Below are 18,608 nucleotides of genomic sequence, written 5' to 3' on the forward strand. Positions count from 1 at the left end.
TACAGACCGTTGCGTTGCGGGGCGCACCCCCTCCACCACCGCTTCGCGGCGGTCCCCCTCCCCGCGGGGCGGGGAGGATTTAGTGGCCGCTCGACAATCACTACTCCTCCCGGCATAGCCGTTGCATGGGTCTGACCTCGCTCGACATTGCCGTCCTGCTTACCGTCGGCGGAGCGGCGGTGCTCGGCTTCCTGCGCGGGTTCGTGACCGAAGTGCTGTCGCTTGGCGCGTGGGTGCTGGTCGTACTGGCGCTCAAGCTGTTCCACACGCCGGTCGCCGCAGCGCTGGTGGGGCCGACCGGCACCGCCGGGGGTGCCGCTACCCTTGCCTTCGCGCTGATCGCCGGGGTCGGCTATTTCGCCGGGCGGTTGGTCGCCAATGCGATCGGCGCGCGGACGCGGGCGTCGGTGCTGGGACCGGTTGACCGGGCGCTGGGCTTCGGCTTCGGCGCGCTGAAGGGACTGATCCTGACCAGCCTAGCCTTTCTGCTGCTGCTGCTCGCGGCGGACTTTATCGGCGGCGGGCCGACGCGACGGCCGGCGTGGATCAAGGATGCGCGGACCTATCCGCTGCTCAACGCGACGAGCGCCAGCGTGGTCGACTTCATCGACCGCCGGCGGCGCGGCGAGCCGGTGTTCGGCGAATAATCGCGCGACCGACTCGCCAGCGTCACGATCGCGCCCTACATCCGGTCGCGTGACCGCCAATCTCTACAATACCGAAATCCTCCGCCTCGCCGCCGAGACCGCGCAGGCCGTGCGCCTGCCCGACCCCCATGCCAGCGTCGAGAAGCGATCGCCGATCTGCGGCAGCCGGGTGACGGTCGATATTGCGCTGGATGAAGACGGCAGAGTCGCTGCGGTCGGGATGCTGGTGCGCGCCTGTGCCTTGGGACAGGCATCGTCGGCACTGCTGGCGCGCCGGATCGTCGGGCGAAGCGCGGCGGAACTTGCCGCCGCGCGTGATGCGCTGACCGCGTGGCTGGCGGGGGAAGGCGATGCGCCCGACTGGCCCGGACTGACGCTGTTCGAACCGGCGCGCCCGCATAGCGCCCGCCATGCCTCGATCCGGCTCGCATTCGAAGCGGCGGCCGAGGCGGCGGCCCTCGCCGGCCAGCGGGCCGCCGCCTGATGGAGCATGGCACCGCGTCGTTGTTGCATGATTTCGCGCCGCTGCTGGGCGCGGCGCTGATCTTCGTTCTGATCTTCCGCAAATTGGGGCTGGGCGCGACGCTCGGTTATCTGGTCGCCGGGTCGGTGGTCGGGCCGCAGGTGCTGGGGCTGGTCGGCAACGCCGAATCCAAACTGGCGATCGCCGAACTCGGCATCACCCTGCTGCTGTTCCTCGTCGGTCTCGAGCTCAGCCCGTCGCGGCTGTGGCAGATGAAGCGCGATATCTTCGGCCTCGGGCTGATGCAGGTCGTGCTGTGCGGCATCGCGATCACCGGGGTGGTGTGGCTGGCGACGCATTTCAGCTGGGCGGCAGCGTTGGCACTCGGTCTGCCGCTGGCGTTGTCGTCGACGGCGCAGGTGCTGCCGATGCTGCAATCCGCCGGGCGCATGAAGACCCCGTTCGGCGAACGCGCCTTCGCGATCCTGCTGTTCCAGGACCTGTCGATCGTCCCGCTGATCACCATCGTCGCCGCGCTGTCGCGCAATCCGGCCGATGCCGGGGGGCCGCCGGGGTGGCAATTGGGACTATGGACGGTCGGCGCGGTCGCCGGGCTGATCCTCGCCGGGCGCTTTCTGCTCAGGCCGATGTTCCGGCTGATCGGCAATATGGGCGAGCGCGAAATGTTCGTATTCGCCGGGCTGTTCACCGTGATTGCCAGCGCGGCGGTGATGCAGGCGCTGGGCCTGTCGACCGCGCTCGGCGCGTTCATCGCGGGCGTGATGCTGGCCGACAGCCCGTATCGCCACGAACTCGAGGCCGATGTCGAGCCGTTCCGCTCGATCCTGCTCGGGCTGTTCTTCCTCGCGGTCGGTATGATGCTCGACTTGGGTGCGATCGTCGAACGGCCGGTGTTCGTGGTCGGCATGGCGATCGCGCTGATCGCGACCAAGGGGCTGGTGATCTTTGGGCTCGGGCGGCTGTTCGGGATGCCGTGGCGCGGGGCGCTGGCGTTGGGGCTGTTGCTGAGCCAGGGCGGCGAATTCGGCTTCGTGCTGTTCGCGCAGGCGCAGAACGCGCTGCTGATCGCACCCGAAGCCGCCAGCGTCTTCGGCGCGATTGTCACGCTGTCGATGGCGACCACCCCGTTCCTGATGATGGCGACTCGCCGGTTCCGCGCCGAACCGGAGAAGCGCGAGGGCGGCACGCCCGAAGGGCCACGCCATGACGGCGCGAGCGCGGTGGTGGTTGGCTATGGCCGGTTCGGCCAGACGGTCGCGCAGATGCTGCTGGCGCAGGGGATCAGCGTCACCGTGATCGACCGCGACGTCGAGATGATCGAGATCGCCGACAGCTTCGGCATGAAGGTCTATTATGGCGACGGCACCCGCATCGACCTGCTGCGACTGGCGGGGGCGCAGGATGCAGAATTGCTGCTGTTCTGCGTCGATGGCGATCCGCTGGACGGTGACTCGATCGCTGCAATCCATCAGGCGTTTCCGACGCCTGGCATCTTCGTCCGCGCATTCGACCGGCGCGCGGTCGTCCGGCTGGCCGGCGCACCGGTCGAGGGCGTGTTCCGCGAGGTACTTGATTCGGCGGTGACGATGGCGCGCGCCGCGATGGTGTCGGTCGGCGTTGACGATGGCGAGATCGACCGGACCGAGGACCTGTATCGCAAGACCGATGCGAAGCGGCTGATGCAACAGTCCGAAACCGGCGACTTGCGACAGGGACGCGAAATGATCTTCACCCACGCCCGGGTCAGCGCCGCGCCGGGCACCGTCGCCGACGACGCAGGGTAGCGAACTGGTCCCTGCGTTCCATCGCGCTTAACGTCGTAGCAACCTCGCCGGTCTATGGTGGCGGCGTACGCGGAAGGGGCGGCTGATGATCGACAATTTCTCGCTAGGTCTCACGCATTTCCTCATGCTGCTGGCGGTGTGGCGATTGCTACGGCGTGACGATCTGGATCGCGAGGGCGAGCCGGCCAAGGTGCGGGTGCGGCGGGGTCGGCGTCCGGGTGCGTGACCTAGTTTTCGTTGCGTTTCTGTGCGCGTTGTTCGCGGCCGGGTTGCGGCGGCCGTTCGTGTTCGTGCTCACCTATGTCTATATCGACATCGTCTCGCCGCAGCGGCTGACCTATATCCTGCTAAATTCGGTGCCGATTTCGCTGATCGCTGCAGGTCTGTCGGTCGCGGCGTGGATGGTGGTCGACGACAAGCGCGACACGCGGATCGCACCGCGTCAGCTGCTGATGCTGGCGCTGCTCCTCTACTGCTTGTGGACGACGAAGACCGCCGATTTCCCGGTCGACGCACAGTATAAATGGGAATGGGTGTGGAAGGCGCTGGCCTTTGCCATCTTCCTCCCGCTCACTCTGCGGACGCGGTTGCGCATCGAATCGCTGTTGCTGTTCATGGTGCTGTCGGCAGCGTCGATCATCATCGTCGGCGGGATCAAGACGCTGGGGTCAGGGGGCGGCTATGGCGAGCTGAACCTGATGGTGTCGAACAATGCCGGGTTGTACGAAGGGTCGACGATCTCGACCGTCGCGATCGCGATCATTCCACTGATCCTGTGGTTCAGCCGGTTCGGGAAGGTGTTCGCGCCCGACTGGCGGGTGCGAACCTTCTGCTTCGCGCTGGTCTTTTCCTGCCTGCTGATCCCGGTCGGCACATCGACGCGGACCGGGTTGCTGTGCATCGGCCTGCTCGGCTTGTTGATGTTGCGCGACGTCAAGCGGCGGCTGACCTATCTCGCGCTGGCCGGGGCGGCGGGGATGCTGGCGCTACCCTTCCTCCCCTCCGCCTTTACCCAGCGGATGGAGACGATCGGCACCTATCAGGCCGACGCATCGGCATCGACGCGGCTGGCGGTATGGGCGTGGACGTTCGACTATGTGCAGCAGAACCCGTTCGGCGGCGGGTTCAACGCGTTCCTGCAGAACCGCATCCGCTATGAAAAGGTCGCGGTGGTCGGCGAAGCGGGCAACCGGACTGTCGAGCGCAGCCTCGAGGTCGACAAGGCGCGAGCCTATCACTCGGCCTATTTCGAAATGTTGGGCGAACAGGGCTGGCCTGGGCTGTTCCTGTGGCTGGCAATCAACCTGGGCGGGCTGTTCCGGATGGAAGTACTGCGGCGGCGCTATGCGAAGGCGGATGCGGAGGAGGCTTGGGTCGTTCCGCTCGCCGCCGCGCTACAGAACGGGCATATCGTCTATCTGTTCGGCGCGAACTTCATCGCCATCGCTTTTCAACCATTTGTCTTCATGCTGATCGGCGCGCAGATCGGCCTCGACACCTATCTGGCGCGCAAACGGACCGAGGCGGCATGGCGGCCGCTGCAACGGCGCAGAGCGGGGACGATCGCGGCATGAACGAGTTAAAGGCGCTGACCGGTGCGCGCGGGGTCGCGGCATGGTGGGTGGTGTTGTTCCATCTGCGCGGATCGATGGGCGCGCTGCATCCTGCGATCGAATCGGCAATCGCCAAGGGCTATCTGGCGGTCGATTTCTTCTTCCTGCTGTCCGGGTTCGTAATCTGGTTGTCATGGGGGCAGCGGTTCCGGGAGCGCGGCTTTGCCGAGGCCGGGCGCTTCCTGTGGAAGCGGATGGCGCGCATCTGGCCGCTGCACTTGTTCGTGCTCGCGTGCGCGGTGGTGCTGGCAGTCGTGCTGGCGGCGAGCGGGCGCAATATAGATCGCTTCCCGTTCGCTGATCTGCCGCTGCATATCATGCTGCTGCAAAGCTGGGGGTTCGTCGAGCCGCTGGCGTGGAACGATCCGGCATGGTCGATTTCGGCGGAATCTGCGGCGTATCTGCTGTTTCCGGTGCTGGCGGTGACGATCGACTGGCGGCGTATGCCGAGCTGGGCGCTGGTCGCGGTGATCGCCGTGCTGCTGTTCGGATTGCTGCCGCTTGCCGGGCAGGACGGGCTGGGTGCCGACCTGCGGCGCTTCGCGGTGGCTCGGTGCGTGATCCAGTTCGCGGCGGGGACCGCGATCGGGGCGCTGTGGGTGCGGTGGCGGCAACGCGATGCGGTTGCCGGGGCCGCGGTGCTGCTGGCCGGCGCGCTGGTCGTCGGATGGGGGTTGCGGCTCCTGCCCGAACCCTATGCACTTCCGCCGGCGCTGGCGTGCCTGTTGCTGGCGTGTGCGATCCTTTCGAATCGGCGGGGCAATCCACTTGAATGGCGGCCGATCCACCGGTTGGGTGAGATCAGCTATGCGACCTATCTCGGTCATTTCCTGCTTTGGTTCGTGTTCAAACTGCTGTTCGTCGCTGATGCGGCAGTGGCGCCTGCGTGGGTGCTGGCGCTGTATGTCGTGGCAGTGATCCTGTCGTCGGAGGTGCTGTATCGCTACGTCGAGCGTCCGGCGCAGGGACGGGTCAATCGGCTATGGGACCGGCGACGGGTGGCGGTGGCGTAACGTCGGATAAATGGACGCGCGACACTCGATCGCGCGCGTTGCGGACCTTTTACCTATAGGGTGACGAAATGGGGTAGAACCATTCGCGCTGCGTAGGGGCTGAGCGAAGTCGACGACCGGTATCGAAACAAAGGCCACCGACGGTCCTTCGATACGCCATTTCGACTGGCCCAAGGGCTACTTAGGACGAACGGGTCAGGTTCATGTCGTTCCACTTTAATTGCTGATCCGGCGTACCCCGGCCGGCACCGGGGTACGACAGGGAATGTTCGCCAGGGGCCCGCCGGCGCGGGAAGGGCGAGCCTATGTCGGAATTGTCGAATAGCGCTTCGACCTAATCCAGCTCGCTTCCCCGCTTCAGCACCTTGGTGCCATCCTCCTGCTCGATCAGGTAGGCCGGATTGTCCTTCGTCCCGTTCTTGGTGATCTTGCTACCCTTGATCGTACGCTGGACCCGCTTCTCAAATCGTTCCTCGACCTTGCCCTCGGCGGTGCCGTTGCCCCACGACCATTTGACCTTCTCGCCCTTCTTGTAGCTGTCGCTCATCTGTCCACTCCTGTTGCCGGCCCGGTCAACTGTCTGCGGTCGCAATGCGTTCCGGTGGCGTACGGCGCGCACCCACGCTATGGCGCTGCGATGAAGGCTTCCCAACTCCGCGTGGCGATGTTCAGCGGAAACTATAACTATGTCCGCGACGGCGCGAACCAGGCACTGAACCGGCTCGCCCGACATCTGCTCGACCGCGACGTGGCGTTGCGCGTCTATTCGCCGACCGTCGCCCATCCGGCATTCCCCCCGACCGGCGATCTGGTCAGCGTGCCGGCCTATGGCATGCCGGGCGGGCGCGGCGAATATAAGCTCGCTCGCGGACTGACCGCGAAGACGCGTACCGATCTCGAAGGTTTCCGGCCGAACATCGTCCATGTCTCCGCCCCCGATATTCTCGGGCACCGCGCGCTTAGTTGGGGCCGGAAACGGGGGATCGCAACGCTCGCCTCGCTCCACACCCGCTTCGAAACCTATCCGCAATATTACGGCATCGCCTTTCTCGAGCCACTGGCGCTGGCCCTGTCGAAACGCTTCTACAACCGCGCTGATCAGGTGATGGTGCCCGGCCGCGGCATGGCCGAATTGTTGCAGGACTGGGGCGTCACCAGCCCGATCGGCATCTGGTCGCGGGGTGTCGATCACCATCGCTTCAATCCGGCGATGCGCGATCTCGACTGGCGGCGCTCGATCGGTATCGGCGACGACGAGGTCGCGGTCAGCTTTCTGGGGCGGCTGGTGCTGGAAAAGGGGCTCGACATCTTTTCCGACGTCGCCACCGAATTGCAGCGGCGGGGCGTCAAGCACCGCATCCTCGTGATCGGCGAAGGTCCGGCGCGCGACTGGTTCGCCGAACGCGTTCCGCACGCGGTGTTCGCCGGGTTTCAGGCCGGTGACGATCTGGGCCGCGCCGTCGCGTCGATGGATGTGTTCTTCAACCCTTCGATCACCGAGACGTTCGGCAACGTCACGCTGGAGGCGATGGCGGCAGGCGTGCCGGTCGTTGCCGCGCGTGCGTCGGGCGCGGTCGGGCTGGTCGACGACCGCCGCACCGGCTTCCTCGTGCCGCCGCGCGATGTGCCTGCCTATGCCGATGCGATTGCCCGGCTGTGCGAAGATGCCAATCTGCGCTGGCACATGGGCCTTGCCGGGCACGAAGACGCCAAGGAATATGAATGGGACCGCGCCAATCAGGCGGTGCTCGACGCCTATTTGCGGATCGTCCGGGGATAGCCTCCGTTCGCCGCCAACGATCATGACCGGAGCCAGCCGATGAACCTCCTCCTGCTCGCCGCCGCCCTGTCCGGGGCCATGGCCGTCGCTGCCGGCGCGTTCGGCGCCCATGGTGCCTCCGGCCCGGCGGTCGACTGGTTCAAGACCGGCGGCCAGTATCAGCTCGCCCACGCGATCGCCGCGCTGGTCGCGCTGAACCTCGGCGCGCGCGGGCCGGGCTGGCTGTTCGTGGTGGGCGGCCTGTTGTTCGGCGGTTCGCTCTACGCAATGGCGCTCGGCGGCCCGCGCGGCGTGCTTGGTCCGATCACACCGCTCGGGGGGCTGGCGATGATTATCGGTTGGCTCTGGCTCGGCTGGATCGCGCTCCGGCGGTAGCGCGGTCGCTTTCCTACAACCGGCGCCCCGCGCTAGCGTCGCGCCGCTCTTTCGCCGGTAAAGTCACCCGATCGCGATCGCGTAGGTATGGAACTGCGCGTCGCGTTCCCATCCGGCGCGGACATACAGCGCGTGCGCTGCGCTATTGTCGACCGCGGTCGACAGCGACATGCGCGACGCTCCGCTGTCGCGTGCGACGTCGCAGGCGGCATGCAGCAACGCCGCGCCGATTCCGCGACAGCGCGCCTCGGGCCGGACATACAGGTCGTTCAGGATCATCGTCGGCTGCATCCGCACCGACGAAAAGCTCGGATAAAGTTGCGCAAAGCCCGCATCGTCCCCGGCGATCAGGATCACCGACTGCCCCTGTTCGGTCCGCTCGGTCAGGAAGCGGCGCGCGCCGCCCAAGTCGCTGTCCTGACCGTAAAATTGTCGGTAGGCGTCGAACAGCGGGACGACGCGATCGATATCCTGCAACGTCACGCGGCGGATATTGTCCATGGCCTTCCTCGCTCGCGGCCCGCGCGTGTCAACTTCCACGCGTCCGCCGAATCACTATGCCGCAGCAAAGTCGAGCAAAGCCAACGTCTTGCCCGCCAACTGCGCACGCACGACTACGCCGCGCAACCTTAACGTAGCGCAAACTTCGTCAACTTCCGCGCCTATTGTCCGAAACGGGCCTTTGTTGCCTGCGCCACCGCCTCGCGTGCCGCCGCCACCAAAGCGCCGGCCTTCGCCTCGCACTCGCGCTGTTCATAGGTCGGGTCGCTGTCGGCGACGATGCCCGCGCCCGACTGGACGTGCATCACCCCGTCCTTGACCACCGCGGTGCGCAGCACGATGCACGAATCCATCGACCCGTCGGGGCTGAAATAACCGACCCCCCCGGCATAGGCACCGCGCCGTTCGCGCTCCAGTTCGGCGATGATCTGGCACGCCCGCACCTTGGGTGCACCCGATACGGTACCGGCCGGGAACCCGGCGAACAATGCGTCCAGCGCATCGGCATCCGGGCGCAGCGTGCCGACGACGTTCGATACGATGTGCATGACGTGGCTGTAGAATTCGACGGTATAGCTGTCGGTCACCCGCACGCTGCCGCTCGACGCGACCCGCCCGACATCGTTGCGGCCAAGGTCGAGCAGCATCAGATGCTCGGCGCGTTCCTTGGGATCAGCAAGCAGGCTGGTTCGGTTCGCCTCGTCCTCCGCCGCCGTGACGCCCCGTGGCCGTGTGCCGGCAATCGGCCGGATCGTAACCTCGCCATCGCGCAACCGCACGAGGATTTCAGGGCTCGATCCGGTCAGCGCAAAGCCCGGCAGATCGAGATGGTAGAGGAAGGGCGACGGGTTGATCCGTCTGAGCGCCCGGTACAGCTCGAACGGTTCGAGCGGGAAGGGGCTGGTGAACCGCTGCGCCAGCACGACCTGAAAGATATCGCCCGCCGCGATATATTCCTTCGCCGCCGCGACCATCTCGCCATAGCGTCCCGCCGGCAGCGTCGGCGTCAGCGCCATCTCGGGCGCTTCCGCCAATCGGGCGGAAGCGGGCAGGGTAGCGGCATCGAGCGCCGCACAGGTCGCCTCGATCCGTTCGACCGATCGCTCGACCGCCGCCCCCGGCCATACCGGCGCGACCACGAACAACGTGTCCGACAGCCGGTCGAACACCAGCAGCACTGTCGGCCGCACGAACATCATGTCGGGCAGACCCAAAGCATCCTCGGCCGCCTGCGGCAGTTGCTCGACCAGTCCTACCGTCTCATAACCGAAATAGCCGACCAGACACGCCAGTGCCGGCGGCAGCGCGGCGGGCACGTCCATCCGGCATTGCTCGACCAGCGTGCGCAACGCCGCCAGCGTCGGTTCGGCACAGGGCACGAACGCCTCGCGGTCGGTCAGCCAGCGCGGATTGATCGCCGCGCCATGCCCCTCGGCCCGGAATACCAGATCGGGGGCAAGGCCCAACAGACTGTAGCGACCGCGCACCGAACCGCCCTCTACCGATTCCAGCAGAAAGTCGCCGCGCCCTGGCTGGATCAGTTTCAGCGCGGCGGCGACCGGCGTCTCGGTATCCGCGACGCGCGTCGTCCACAGCAGTGCGGGACGGCCCGCCGCCAGTGCGGCCTGTGCCGCCGCTACCCCCTCGACGCCGTTCATTGCGCGGCGGGCGCGGCCGACCCGGCCAGTTCACCGCGCAGACGGCCGATCGTCGCGCCGTTCTTGGTCACACCGACCTGCCGGCGCACCGCCTCAACGAACTGTTCGGCATATTCGTTACCGCTCAGCCGCCCCAGTTCGCGGCCGATGCCGGTGATCGCCGCCTTGTCGCTGCTCGCATCGCCGCGCGCGATCGAATCGAGATAGACAACGATCCAGCCTTCACCGTCCGGGGCGGCGGTCAGCCGGGCCTTTTTCGGCGCCATCGCGAACATCAGCGACAATGCCGGGGGCACCTGCGCGCCGAGTTGCGACAATTGCTGGCGCGATGCAGTCACCGGTCGCGGTGCGGGCAGGCGGGCACCCGACTGGGCGATGGCGGTGTTGAGCGGCGTGCCGCCATTGACCTTGTTCAGAATCTGCTGCGCGATCACCCGCGCCGCCTTCATCGCCTGATCCTTCAGATACTGGCCGACCACCTGCTGGCGAATTTCGGCCAGCGGACGCGGCGCGGCGCGGGTCACGTCGCCGGTCGCGACCAACGCGAAGGTACCGTCGGCCTGGGTCTGAACGATCTGCGGCGCGTCGCCGGCTTCGGCAGCGAAGCCCGCCTCGACGATCGGGGCGAGCGCCGGATCGGGCTGGCCGGGCTTCATCGGATCGATCCCCTGCGCGGTAATCGGGGCAGTCGCCTGTGCGGTCAGCTTGGCATCGGCAACGATCTCGTCGAAGGTCGCGCCATCGGTGATGCCGCCATCGATCTTTTCCTGCACCGCACCCAGCGCCGTCGCGCTCTTGGTCTTGGTCAGCTCGGCGAGCAGTTCCGGACGGGCCTGTTCGATCGTCTTGCCGGGCACCTGCGTGATCGCATCGACCTTCAGCACGACGAAACCGAGCGGCGCGCGCACCGGGCCGACCACCGCGCTCTGTTGCGCGGTGAAGGCCGATTTGGCGATGTCGGCCGACGTCCGTGCGGCCAATTGGCCCTGCGTCTGACCGGTCAGCGTCGTCGCCTCCAGCCCTAACGGTGCAGCGGCAGCAGCGACGCTCTGGCCACCGCGGACCGCCTGCGCGACGCGGTTCGCTGCCGCCTGATCGGCGATGACGACCTGCGACACGGTGCGGGTTTGCGACGCAGCGAAGCGCGCGGCGTTCGCACGATAAGCCGCCTGAATCTCGGCATCGGTTGGGGCCGATTGTGCCGCGACGCTCGCCGGGCTGACGATGGCATAACGGATCACCCGGCGTTCCGGGATGGTGTAGCGGCCCTGATTGGCGGTGTAATAGGCCTGCAACTGCTGATCGGTCGGCGCCGCCGGGGCGGGCAGGGCGGCGGTCGGCACGATCGCGACCTGACCGGTGCGCGATTCCTTCGACAGCGAGGCATAGGGCAGCGCCAGCTGCTGCGGCAGGAAACTGTTCTCGATCGTACGGCCGAGCATCATCCGGGTCAGCACGGTGCGACGGAAATCGTCACGCAGCTGTTGCGGCGTGATCCGCGCGCGCGCCAGCGCCTGATCGAACGCCTGCTGGCTGAACTTGCCGTCCAGCCCCTGAAATGCCGGCAGGCTGGCAATCTGTCCGTCGATATAGCGGTCGCTGACGACCAGTCCGTGATCCTTGGCGAACTGCATCAGCGCCGAATCCGAAATGGCGCGTTCCAGCGACCCTTCGAACCCGCCCGCCGCGATATATTGCACGGTGGTCAGCCCCGGCTGGCGCTGCGCCGCGTTCTGCACGTCGTTCTGGATCCGCTCGCGCAGCGCCGTGTCGCTGATCTCCTGATCGCCGACCTTCGCCACCGCCGCGCCGGCACCGCCCATCGATGCAGGACGCAAGCCCTGGATATCCGCCATTGCGAAACCGACGGCAATCACCACCAGCAGCAGCAGACCGATGAAGATGCCGACCTTCGACTTGGTCATGCGCCTGAAGAAACCGAGCATCCGTGCAACCGATCGAGAGGAATGAAAGGAGGCTGCTTTAGAGACGGGCCGCCGCCGCTTCAAGGTTGCGCGGACCGCCAGAGACGCTATCGGCTGTAGAACATGTAAAACAGGCTGGGAGCCGGAACGATGAGTCGTCGCAAGCTGGTCGCGGGGAACTGGAAGATGCACGGGCTGCGTGGGCAACTGGCCGAGATCGAGGCGATCGATGCCGCCGCCGCCGCCGCGCCTGGTGTCGATGTCATACTGTGCGTACCGGCGACGCTGATCCATCATGCCGCCGAAGTCGTGAAGTCGGTGCGGATCGGCGGTCAGGACGTGCATGCCAATGATCGCGGCGCCCATACCGGCTGCCTGTCGGCCGAGATGCTGCGCGAGGCGGGGGCCAGCGTGGTGATCGTCGGCCATAGCGAACGCCGCGCCGACCAGAACGAAACCAGCCACGACGCCTGGGCCAAGGCGGCGGCGGCGCGGCGGCAGGGACTGGACGTGATCCTGTGCTGCGGCGAGACCGAGGCCGAGCGCGACGCCGGCCGTGCCGAACGCGTAGTGCAGGCGCAGATCGAGAAATCGGTACCCGAAGGGGCAAGCGGCGACTGGTTCACCCTAGCCTATGAGCCGCGTTGGGCGATCGGCACCGGTCGCACGCCATCGGCCGACGAGATCGCCCAGGTCCATGCGATCGCCCGCGCCAAGCTGCGCCAAATGGTCGGCGACGCCGCCGATGGCATCCGCATTCTCTATGGCGGTTCGGTGACCGGTGCCAATGCCGCGGCCATTCTGTCGATCGACGACGTCGATGGCGCGCTGGTCGGCGGCGCGAGCCTAACCGCTGAGAAATTCGTGCCGATCATCAGCGCGGCGGCCGGGCTGTAGAAGGCCATGGAGCGGACGGGCGGTTGACTGCGTTGATCGTCCGTCAGCGCTCGTTCAGTTGTAATCGCTTATGAACGATCGCATCGCTCTTTGCCGGGACTTTCGCCATGCGCCTGCCCATCCTCATGCTTGCTTCCGCCCTACTTGCTACCCCTGCCGTTGCGCAGGATCGCGCCGCTGCCGGGGAGGCTGCATTGGCGCGGATCGTCGAAGGGCGGACCGTGGGCAAACCGGTCAACTGCATCAATTTGCGTGATATCCGATCGAGCGAGATCGTGCCCGATCTCGGCATCGTCTATCGGATGAACAATGGCACGTTGATGGTCAACCGGCCCGAAGGCGCGCCGATCCTCGACCGCGACGACATCCTTGTCACCCGGACGATCGGCACGCAACTATGCCGGATCGATATCGTCAATCTGGTCGACCGCAGCTCGCAGATGCCCAGCGGGTCGTTGGCGTTGAACGATTTCGTCCCCTATTCGCGCCTGCCGCGCAAGGCGAACTGACGCCCTTGCGTCGGGGCGGCGCTTCGCCCATATGGCGCTCGGGAGTCGGGCGGACGATGCCGTCGCCAACCCGGTCAGGTCCGGAAGGAAGCAGCCGCAACGATTTCGCAGCGGGTCGTCCGGCTCCCACCTCTAACGCGGCGCAACAAGCTCCAGCGCGCGACTCACCAAACCGGTAAAGCGCAGCGTATCGACGTCCTTGGCCGGATCGTTGACGCCGCCCGAAAGTGCGTACCAGTTGCCGTCCTTGCCTTGCAGCAGAAAGGTCATGGTGAGGACGCCCGGCTCTGAACCGCCCTTGTAACCGACATAGCGCCAGCTTGCCGCCGGTTCGGGTAGACCAGGGTTCTTCGACAGGACCGCCCGCAACTCCGCCGCAGCCGGGCCGTCGAAGTGCCTTCGCAGCCAGTCCATCGTCCGCACCAGATCGTTCGGGCTGGCGAACCATTCCAGTTGCTCGATACGCAGCGGCTTTCCGTCCTGGAACAGCCCTGCCGGGATCGCGGCGATCGGCGTGTCGCGGACCGGCCCGTCGAGAAACGTTCGACGCTGCGCAGCCGGCATTGTCAGATACCTGCTGCCAAGCGCGCCGCCATCGACACCCTTCAGCTTGAACACCTCGAGCGCGCCGAGAAACGGTATGTTACGCGCGCCGCCATCGGTCATGCCGACCACCGGCAACATCGCCTCGACCTTCCGCCGCCCGAGATGGAATAGCAGGATGTCGGTCGCGCTATTGTCGCTGACCGAAATCATCCGCTCGGCCAGTTCGCGCAAGGGAATGCGCGTACCCTTGGGTTGTTGCGCATAGCCGCCGCCGGGCAATGCCGACCCGTCGAGCGTGACAACGTCGCTCCACTGGCGCTCGCCCGCCTCGATCGACCGGACCAGTTCGGCAAGGATCACTAGCTTGAACGCCGAACCGATCGCCAGCGGGGTGGTAGGAGCATGTGCCGCGATCGATACCGATGCACCGCTCCCCAGTCGCGACAGCGCGAATCCGCTTTTCCCTGGCATCGCCGCCAATTGTTCGATTACCGCTCCAACGGTCGCCGCCTGCGCGCCGCGCGGCTCGGCACCTTTGAACAGCAGACCGACGATCTGGTTCGGGGCGGCTGGATCGAGCGCGATTTCGGCGTTCAGCAGCCCGCGTTCGAAGCCGATCCTGAACCGGGCCATGGTCGGCCCGACCGGTTCGATCTTCTCGACACCGGTCGGTTTGCCAAGCGAGGCGATGATCTGCGCGGTCAGCGCATCCAGCTTCGCCTTCGGCAGGGCAGCGCGGAACGACGGCGCGAAGATCGCGTCAAAATCACCATTGCCGCCGAGCAGCGCCACTACGTCGTCGGTTCGTTGCTTTAGTTGCGGCGACGGTGCGGTCGAGGTCGCGACCGGCGCGGCGGGGGGCGGGGTGGCGGACGTGGCGGTCGCTTGCAGTACCAAAGCGATCATGCCGATGGCGATCCCCATATTTTCCCCCGATATTGTTTGGCCCGATCATGCGGGGGCGACCCGAGGCGGTCAATCGATCATCAGGCGTCGATCACCTCGTCGTCGAGCCGTGCGGCATTCTCCTGAATGAAGGCGAAGCGGTGCGCCGGATTGGTGCCCATCAGCCGCTCGACCAGATCCTTGACCGCCGCGCGTTCCTCATATTCCTGCGGCAGGGTGATGCGGATCATGCTGCGTGTCTTCGGATCCATCGTCGTTTCGCGAAGCTGACCCGGGTTCATCTCGCCCAGGCCCTTGAACCGGGCGACTTCCACCTTCTTGCCCCGGAACGCGGTCCGCTCCAGTTCGGCGCGGTGGGCATCGTCGCGCGCATACAGCGATTTGGCGCCGACGGTCAGGCGGTAGAGCGGCGGCTGTGCCAGATAGAGGTGCCCGCGACGGACGACCTCCGGCATCTCCTGAAAGAAGAACGTCATCAGCAGCGTGGCGATATGCGCGCCGTCGACATCGGCGTCGGTCATGATGACGATGCGTTCATAGCGCAGCGCATCGGGCTGGCAGTCCTTGCGCGTGCCGCAGCCCATGGCGAGGATCAGGTCGGCGATTTCCTGGTTGGCTAGGATCTTGGCGCTGGTGGCGCTGGCAACGTTCAGGATCTTGCCGCGGATCGGCAGGATCGCCTGCGTCTTGCGGTCGCGCGCCTGCTTGGCCGAACCGCCGGCCGAATCACCCTCGACGATGAAGAGTTCGGTGCCGCCGGGATCGTCGGAAGCGCAATCGGTCAACTTGCCGGGCAGACGCAGCTTGCGCGACGAGGTGGCGGTCTTGCGCTTGACCTCGCGCTCGGCCTTGCGGCGCAGGCGTTCGTCCATCCGATCGAGGACGAGGCCAAGAAGCGCCTTGCCCCGCTCCATATTATGGCTGAGGAAATGGTCGAAATGGTCGCGCACCGCCTTTTCGACGAGGCTGGCGGCCTCGACGCTGGTCAGGCGGTCCTTGGTCTGGCTCTGGAATTGCGGGTCGCGGATGAACACCGACAGCATCAGTTCGCAGCCGACCGTGACGTCGTCGGCGGTCATGTCCTTGGCGCGCTTGTTGCCGACCAGATCGGCGAATCCGCGCAGGCCTCGGACCAGCGCCTGCCGCAGCCCCTGCTCATGGGTGCCGCCATCGGGGGTCGGGATGGTGTTGCAATAATAGCTGTAGCTGCCGTCGCTCCACAGCGGCCAGGCGACGGCCCATTCGACGCGGCCGGCCTCGCCCGGGAAATCCTGTCGCCCGGTGAAGAAATCGGCGGTCGCACATTCGCGGCCGCCAATCTGTTCGCGCAGATGGTCGGCAAGGCCGCCGGGAAACTGGAACACCGCCTCGGCAGGCACGTCGGTGCCGGCGACCAGTTCGGGCGCGCATTTCCAGCGGATTTCGACGCCGGCGAACAGATAGGCTTTCGAGCGCACCAGCTTGTGCAGCCGTGCCGGCTTGAACTGGAGGTCCGCAAAGATCTCGGCGTCGGGCGTGAACGCGACCAACGTACCCCGGCGATTGGGAGCGGCACCGACATGTTCGAGGGGGCCGAGCGTTTGCCCCTGCGAGAAGCGCTGACGGTAGAGTTGCCGGTCGCGGGCGACCTCGACCACGGTATCGACCGACAGTGCGTTGACGACCGAAATGCCGACGCCATGCAGGCCGCCCGATGTCGCATAGGCCTTTCCTGCGAACTTGCCGCCCGAATGCAGCGTCGACAGGATGACCTCGAGCGCGGACTTGTCGGGAAATTTCGGGTGCGGATCGACCGGGATGCCACGGCCATTGTCAATGATGGTCAGCCGATTGCCAAGATCGAGCTGCACCTCGATCCGGGTCGCGTGCCCCGCGACCGCTTCGTCCATCGCATTGTCGAGCACTTCGGCGGCGAGGTGGTGTAGCGCGCGTTCGTCCGTGCCGCCGATATACATGCCCGGTCGGCGACGAACCGGCTCCAGCCCCTCCAATACCTCAATCGACGATGCGTCATAGGCGGGTGGGGTGGGGACGTTCGCTTCGAACAGATTATCGGCCATGGCGGGCGTATAGAACGAAACGGGGTCATCCGCAAAGCGGGGTGACGGTTTGGGCGGGCAAGCCCTGTCGGGCGGGCATGGGCAAAGCCCATGCCGTCGGTCGCGGCCTTTCGCCGCGCCGGCCGCGTTGATCGCTGGTTGCGCGACCGAGCTACGCTCGGCCTAGCGATCAACGAACCCGCGGCCCTCCATAAGGCAGCGGCGGCGGCGGACGACGGTCGCGGCGGGGCAACTGTGCCTGATAGGCGTGACCGCAATGGTCAACGCAATAGGGGAAGCCCGGATTGACCTTGTCGCCACAGAAATGGAAGTCCGGCTCGCCCGGGTGACCGATCGGCCATTTGCAGATGCGATCGTTCAGGTCGAGCAGCGTCGTCTTGCCGGCAATAGCATCGCTGGGGCGCGCAGGGACGAGGCGACGCGGCGGCGCAGGCGTCAGGGGCGCGGTCTGCTCGCCCGGGTTCTGGCGGAGGAAGCCGCCGGGGCCGACCGAACGCATCACCGGCGCGTCGTTGCGGGGGGTGGGCGTCGCAATCGCGTCGTCCTCGTCTTCCTCTTTTTCGTCGGCGGCATCGGCACCGACGGGTAGTGGGGTGAAGGGATCATCGTCGACCGGCTTGGGCGGCGCAGGCTTGGGCGCTGGCGCGGCAACGACCGGTTCGGGCTTAGGTTCGGGCTTTGGCGGGGACGGCGGCGCCGCTACGACGGGCGCAGGTTCGACCGGGGCAGGCTTGGGTGCAGGCGCCGCTGCCGGAGCCGCAGTCTTTGCCGCATCGTTCGAGCGCACCGGCGACGGGCGCGACTGCAGGCCCAGACGATGCGCCTTGCCGATCACCGCATTGCGGCTGATCCCGCCGAGCTCCTCGGCGATCTGGCTGGCGGTCATCCCCGATTCCCACATCTTGGCCAGTGTCGCGATGCGTTCTTCGGTCCAGCTCATGCCCGTACTTGTCCTTCACATTCCAGTGGCGCCCGGCCGACCTTGATCCTTGCCGCCGCCTTCGCCAGCGATTAGGCGACACAGCCATGCAGGAACAATCCCCGTTGCGCGCAAAAATCGTCCTTGCCGAACCCGGCGTGCCCGTCATCCGGAACGTCAACTGGGGCGGCCTGCGCACGCTCTATATCAAGGAGGTGCGCCGCTTCTTCAAGGTGCAGCTTCAGACGATCTGGGCGCCCGCCGTCACGACGTTGCTGTTCCTTGTCATCTTTTCGGTGGCGATGGGCGGAGCGGGACGCACCGTGCTGGGTGTTCCGTTTCCCGATTTCGTGGCGCCGGGGTTGATCGCGATGGCGATGCTCAACAACGCCTTCGCCAATTCGAGCTTCGCGCTGCTGGTCGGGAAGATTCAAGGAACGGTCGTCGATTACCTGATGCCGCCGCTGTCGACCGGAGAACTGCTGGCGGCACTGGTCGGCGGGGCAGTGACCCGGGCGTTCCTGGTCGGCATCGTGCTGTGGGGCGCGATGCTGCTCTATCCCGGCGTCCATGTCATGCCGCGGCATCCGGGCGCGGTGCTGTGGTTCGGGCTGTTCGGATCGGCTTTTCTAGCACTCGCCGGGGTCATGACCTCAATCTGGGCGGAAAAGTTCGATCATGCTGCGGCAATTACCAATTTCGTGATCGGGCCGCTGACGCTGTTGTCAGGCACCTTTTATTCGGTCGAGGCGCTGGCACCGACCTTCCGCTCGATCAGCCATCTCAACCCGTTCTTCTACATCATCTCCGGCTTCCGCTACGGCTTTCTCGAGCGGGCCGATTCGCCGGTGCTGCTGGGCGGTGCGGTGATCCTGCTGGTGGATATCGCAATGGCTATCGGCTGTTACGCGCTGCTGCGGTCGGGGTGGAAGCTCAAGAATTGACGGGACGGGTATCGCGGCGCTAAAGCGCCGCTCCGGGCGGCCCGGTT

At 66.3% G+C, this 18,608-nt stretch carries 18 protein-coding genes and 1 other RNA gene; 12 read left to right on the plus strand and 7 right to left on the minus strand.

Annotated elements, in window-relative coordinates; translation table 11 throughout:
* The first annotated feature begins 125 nt into the window (after positions 1-125).
* The 6 genes from AAIO73_RS12265 (at position 126) to AAIO73_RS12290 (ending at position 5,541) form a co-directional block, all read left to right on the plus strand.
* Positions 126-647 (plus strand): CvpA family protein, encoded by a 522-nt coding sequence (locus AAIO73_RS12265; protein ID WP_345878426.1) that lies wholly within the window; start codon positions 126-128, stop codon positions 645-647.
* A 49-nt stretch (positions 648-696) separates the two neighbouring features.
* Positions 697-1,131: an iron-sulfur cluster assembly scaffold protein gene (locus AAIO73_RS12270; protein ID WP_345878429.1), complete on the plus strand. Its 435-nt coding sequence runs from the start codon at positions 697-699 to the stop codon at positions 1,129-1,131.
* A complete protein-coding gene (locus tag AAIO73_RS12275) occupies positions 1,131-2,915 on the plus strand; it encodes a cation:proton antiporter domain-containing protein (RefSeq protein WP_345878431.1) in 1,785 nt (594 codons plus the stop codon). Before AAIO73_RS12270 ends, AAIO73_RS12275 begins: the two co-directional genes overlap by 1 nt.
* A gap of 85 nt (positions 2,916-3,000) precedes the next feature.
* Positions 3,001-3,141 carry a hypothetical protein gene (locus AAIO73_RS12280; RefSeq protein ID WP_345878433.1) on the plus strand — a complete coding sequence of 47 codons (141 nt, stop codon included), beginning with the start codon at positions 3,001-3,003 and terminating at the stop codon, positions 3,139-3,141.
* The gene (locus tag AAIO73_RS12285; RefSeq protein WP_345878434.1) at positions 3,134-4,489 is read left to right on the plus strand and encodes a putative O-glycosylation ligase, exosortase A system-associated; all 1,356 of its coding nucleotides are present in this window, start codon (positions 3,134-3,136) and stop codon (positions 4,487-4,489) included. Before AAIO73_RS12280 ends, AAIO73_RS12285 begins: the two co-directional genes overlap by 8 nt.
* Positions 4,444-5,541, plus strand: coding sequence for an acyltransferase family protein (locus AAIO73_RS12290; RefSeq protein ID WP_345878436.1), 1,098 nt, complete (start codon positions 4,444-4,446; stop codon positions 5,539-5,541). Before AAIO73_RS12285 ends, AAIO73_RS12290 begins: the two co-directional genes overlap by 46 nt.
* Positions 5,542-5,875: 334 nt before the next feature.
* Here the strand turns inward: AAIO73_RS12290 and AAIO73_RS12295 are convergent, their stop codons facing one another.
* On the minus strand, positions 5,876-6,088 hold the full coding sequence (locus tag AAIO73_RS12295; RefSeq protein ID WP_242116504.1) for a hypervirulence associated TUDOR domain-containing protein: 213 nt from the start codon (positions 6,086-6,088) through the stop codon (positions 5,876-5,878).
* 90 nt (positions 6,089-6,178) lie between these two features.
* Here AAIO73_RS12295 and AAIO73_RS12300 point away from each other — a divergent pair, with 90 nt between their 5' ends.
* Positions 6,179-7,321: a glycosyltransferase family 4 protein gene (locus AAIO73_RS12300; RefSeq protein WP_345878439.1), complete on the plus strand. Its 1,143-nt coding sequence runs from the start codon at positions 6,179-6,181 to the stop codon at positions 7,319-7,321.
* Between the two features lie 39 nt (positions 7,322-7,360).
* Positions 7,361-7,696 (plus strand): DUF423 domain-containing protein, encoded by a 336-nt coding sequence (locus AAIO73_RS12305; protein WP_242116502.1) that lies wholly within the window; start codon positions 7,361-7,363, stop codon positions 7,694-7,696.
* A gap of 63 nt (positions 7,697-7,759) precedes the next feature.
* Here the strand turns inward: AAIO73_RS12305 and AAIO73_RS12310 are convergent, their stop codons facing one another.
* The 3 genes from AAIO73_RS12310 to AAIO73_RS12320 form a co-directional block, all read right to left on the minus strand.
* A complete protein-coding gene (locus AAIO73_RS12310; RefSeq protein ID WP_345878442.1) occupies positions 7,760-8,197 on the minus strand; it encodes a GNAT family N-acetyltransferase in 438 nt (145 codons plus the stop codon).
* A 161-nt stretch (positions 8,198-8,358) separates the two neighbouring features.
* Positions 8,359-9,855 (minus strand): anthranilate synthase component I, encoded by a 1,497-nt coding sequence (trpE, locus tag AAIO73_RS12315; RefSeq protein ID WP_345878444.1) that lies wholly within the window; start codon positions 9,853-9,855, stop codon positions 8,359-8,361.
* Positions 9,852-11,801, minus strand: coding sequence for a peptidylprolyl isomerase (locus tag AAIO73_RS12320; RefSeq protein WP_345878446.1), 1,950 nt, complete (start codon positions 11,799-11,801; stop codon positions 9,852-9,854). Before AAIO73_RS12320 ends, trpE begins: the two co-directional genes overlap by 4 nt.
* Before the next feature lie 129 nt (positions 11,802-11,930).
* Here AAIO73_RS12320 and tpiA point away from each other — a divergent pair, with 129 nt between their 5' ends.
* The 3 genes from tpiA to ffs all read left to right on the plus strand — a co-directional run bounded on the left by tpiA (position 11,931) and on the right by ffs (position 13,319).
* On the plus strand, positions 11,931-12,677 hold the full coding sequence (gene tpiA / locus AAIO73_RS12325; RefSeq protein WP_345878448.1) for a triose-phosphate isomerase: 747 nt from the start codon (positions 11,931-11,933) through the stop codon (positions 12,675-12,677).
* Between the two features lie 107 nt (positions 12,678-12,784).
* Positions 12,785-13,186: a hypothetical protein gene (locus tag AAIO73_RS12330; RefSeq protein WP_345878450.1), complete on the plus strand. Its 402-nt coding sequence runs from the start codon at positions 12,785-12,787 to the stop codon at positions 13,184-13,186.
* Positions 13,187-13,224: 38 nt separating this feature from the next.
* Positions 13,225-13,319, plus strand: an RNA gene (gene ffs, locus AAIO73_RS12335) — signal recognition particle sRNA small type.
* On the opposite strand, the gene AAIO73_RS12340 is transcribed toward ffs, so the two are convergent.
* From AAIO73_RS12340 to AAIO73_RS12350, 3 genes are all read right to left on the minus strand, one after another.
* Positions 13,319-14,656: a serine hydrolase gene (locus tag AAIO73_RS12340; RefSeq protein ID WP_345878452.1), complete on the minus strand. Its 1,338-nt coding sequence runs from the start codon at positions 14,654-14,656 to the stop codon at positions 13,319-13,321. The two genes, ffs and AAIO73_RS12340, sit on opposite strands and share 1 nt — an antisense overlap.
* A gap of 62 nt (positions 14,657-14,718) precedes the next feature.
* Entirely contained in the window at positions 14,719-16,698 is a 1,980-nt protein-coding gene (parE, locus tag AAIO73_RS12345) for a DNA topoisomerase IV subunit B (protein ID WP_345878455.1), read from the minus strand.
* A 169-nt stretch (positions 16,699-16,867) separates the two neighbouring features.
* A complete protein-coding gene (locus tag AAIO73_RS12350) occupies positions 16,868-17,638 on the minus strand; it encodes a GcrA family cell cycle regulator (protein WP_345878456.1) in 771 nt (256 codons plus the stop codon).
* A gap of 86 nt (positions 17,639-17,724) precedes the next feature.
* Between AAIO73_RS12350 and AAIO73_RS12355 the strand changes: the two genes are divergently transcribed.
* Positions 17,725-18,561: an ABC transporter permease gene (locus tag AAIO73_RS12355; protein WP_345878457.1), complete on the plus strand. Its 837-nt coding sequence runs from the start codon at positions 17,725-17,727 to the stop codon at positions 18,559-18,561.
* Positions 18,562-18,608: the final 47 nt, after the last annotated feature.

The sequence above is a fragment of the Sphingomonas epibiotica genome, assembly GCF_039615155.1.
Taxonomy (GTDB): Bacteria; Pseudomonadota; Alphaproteobacteria; order Sphingomonadales; family Sphingomonadaceae; genus Sphingomonas.

What these genes read in the sequence shown, in the direction of transcription:
- AAIO73_RS12340 (WP_345878452.1), bottom strand. Translation starts at nt 14,656, where the DNA reads ATGGGGATCGCCATCGGCATGATCGCTTTGGTACTGCAAGCGACCGCC.
- AAIO73_RS12265 (WP_345878426.1), top strand. Translation starts at nt 126, where the DNA reads ATGGGTCTGACCTCGCTCGACATTGCCGTCCTGCTTACCGTCGGCGGA.
- AAIO73_RS12310 (WP_345878442.1), bottom strand. Translation starts at nt 8,197, where the DNA reads ATGGACAATATCCGCCGCGTGACGTTGCAGGATATCGATCGCGTCGTC.
- AAIO73_RS12320 (WP_345878446.1), bottom strand. Translation starts at nt 11,801, where the DNA reads ATGCTCGGTTTCTTCAGGCGCATGACCAAGTCGAAGGTCGGCATCTTC.
- AAIO73_RS12300 (WP_345878439.1), top strand. Translation starts at nt 6,179, where the DNA reads ATGAAGGCTTCCCAACTCCGCGTGGCGATGTTCAGCGGAAACTATAAC.
- tpiA (WP_345878448.1), top strand. Translation starts at nt 11,931, where the DNA reads ATGAGTCGTCGCAAGCTGGTCGCGGGGAACTGGAAGATGCACGGGCTG.
- AAIO73_RS12295 (WP_242116504.1), bottom strand. Translation starts at nt 6,088, where the DNA reads ATGAGCGACAGCTACAAGAAGGGCGAGAAGGTCAAATGGTCGTGGGGC.
- AAIO73_RS12275 (WP_345878431.1), top strand. Translation starts at nt 1,131, where the DNA reads ATGGAGCATGGCACCGCGTCGTTGTTGCATGATTTCGCGCCGCTGCTG.
- AAIO73_RS12355 (WP_345878457.1), top strand. Translation starts at nt 17,725, where the DNA reads ATGCAGGAACAATCCCCGTTGCGCGCAAAAATCGTCCTTGCCGAACCC.
- parE (WP_345878455.1), bottom strand. Translation starts at nt 16,698, where the DNA reads ATGGCCGATAATCTGTTCGAAGCGAACGTCCCCACCCCACCCGCCTAT.
- AAIO73_RS12290 (WP_345878436.1), top strand. Translation starts at nt 4,444, where the DNA reads ATGGCGGCCGCTGCAACGGCGCAGAGCGGGGACGATCGCGGCATGAAC.
- AAIO73_RS12280 (WP_345878433.1), top strand. Translation starts at nt 3,001, where the DNA reads ATGATCGACAATTTCTCGCTAGGTCTCACGCATTTCCTCATGCTGCTG.
- trpE (WP_345878444.1), bottom strand. Translation starts at nt 9,855, where the DNA reads ATGAACGGCGTCGAGGGGGTAGCGGCGGCACAGGCCGCACTGGCGGCG.
- AAIO73_RS12350 (WP_345878456.1), bottom strand. Translation starts at nt 17,638, where the DNA reads ATGAGCTGGACCGAAGAACGCATCGCGACACTGGCCAAGATGTGGGAA.
- AAIO73_RS12330 (WP_345878450.1), top strand. Translation starts at nt 12,785, where the DNA reads ATGCGCCTGCCCATCCTCATGCTTGCTTCCGCCCTACTTGCTACCCCT.
- AAIO73_RS12305 (WP_242116502.1), top strand. Translation starts at nt 7,361, where the DNA reads ATGAACCTCCTCCTGCTCGCCGCCGCCCTGTCCGGGGCCATGGCCGTC.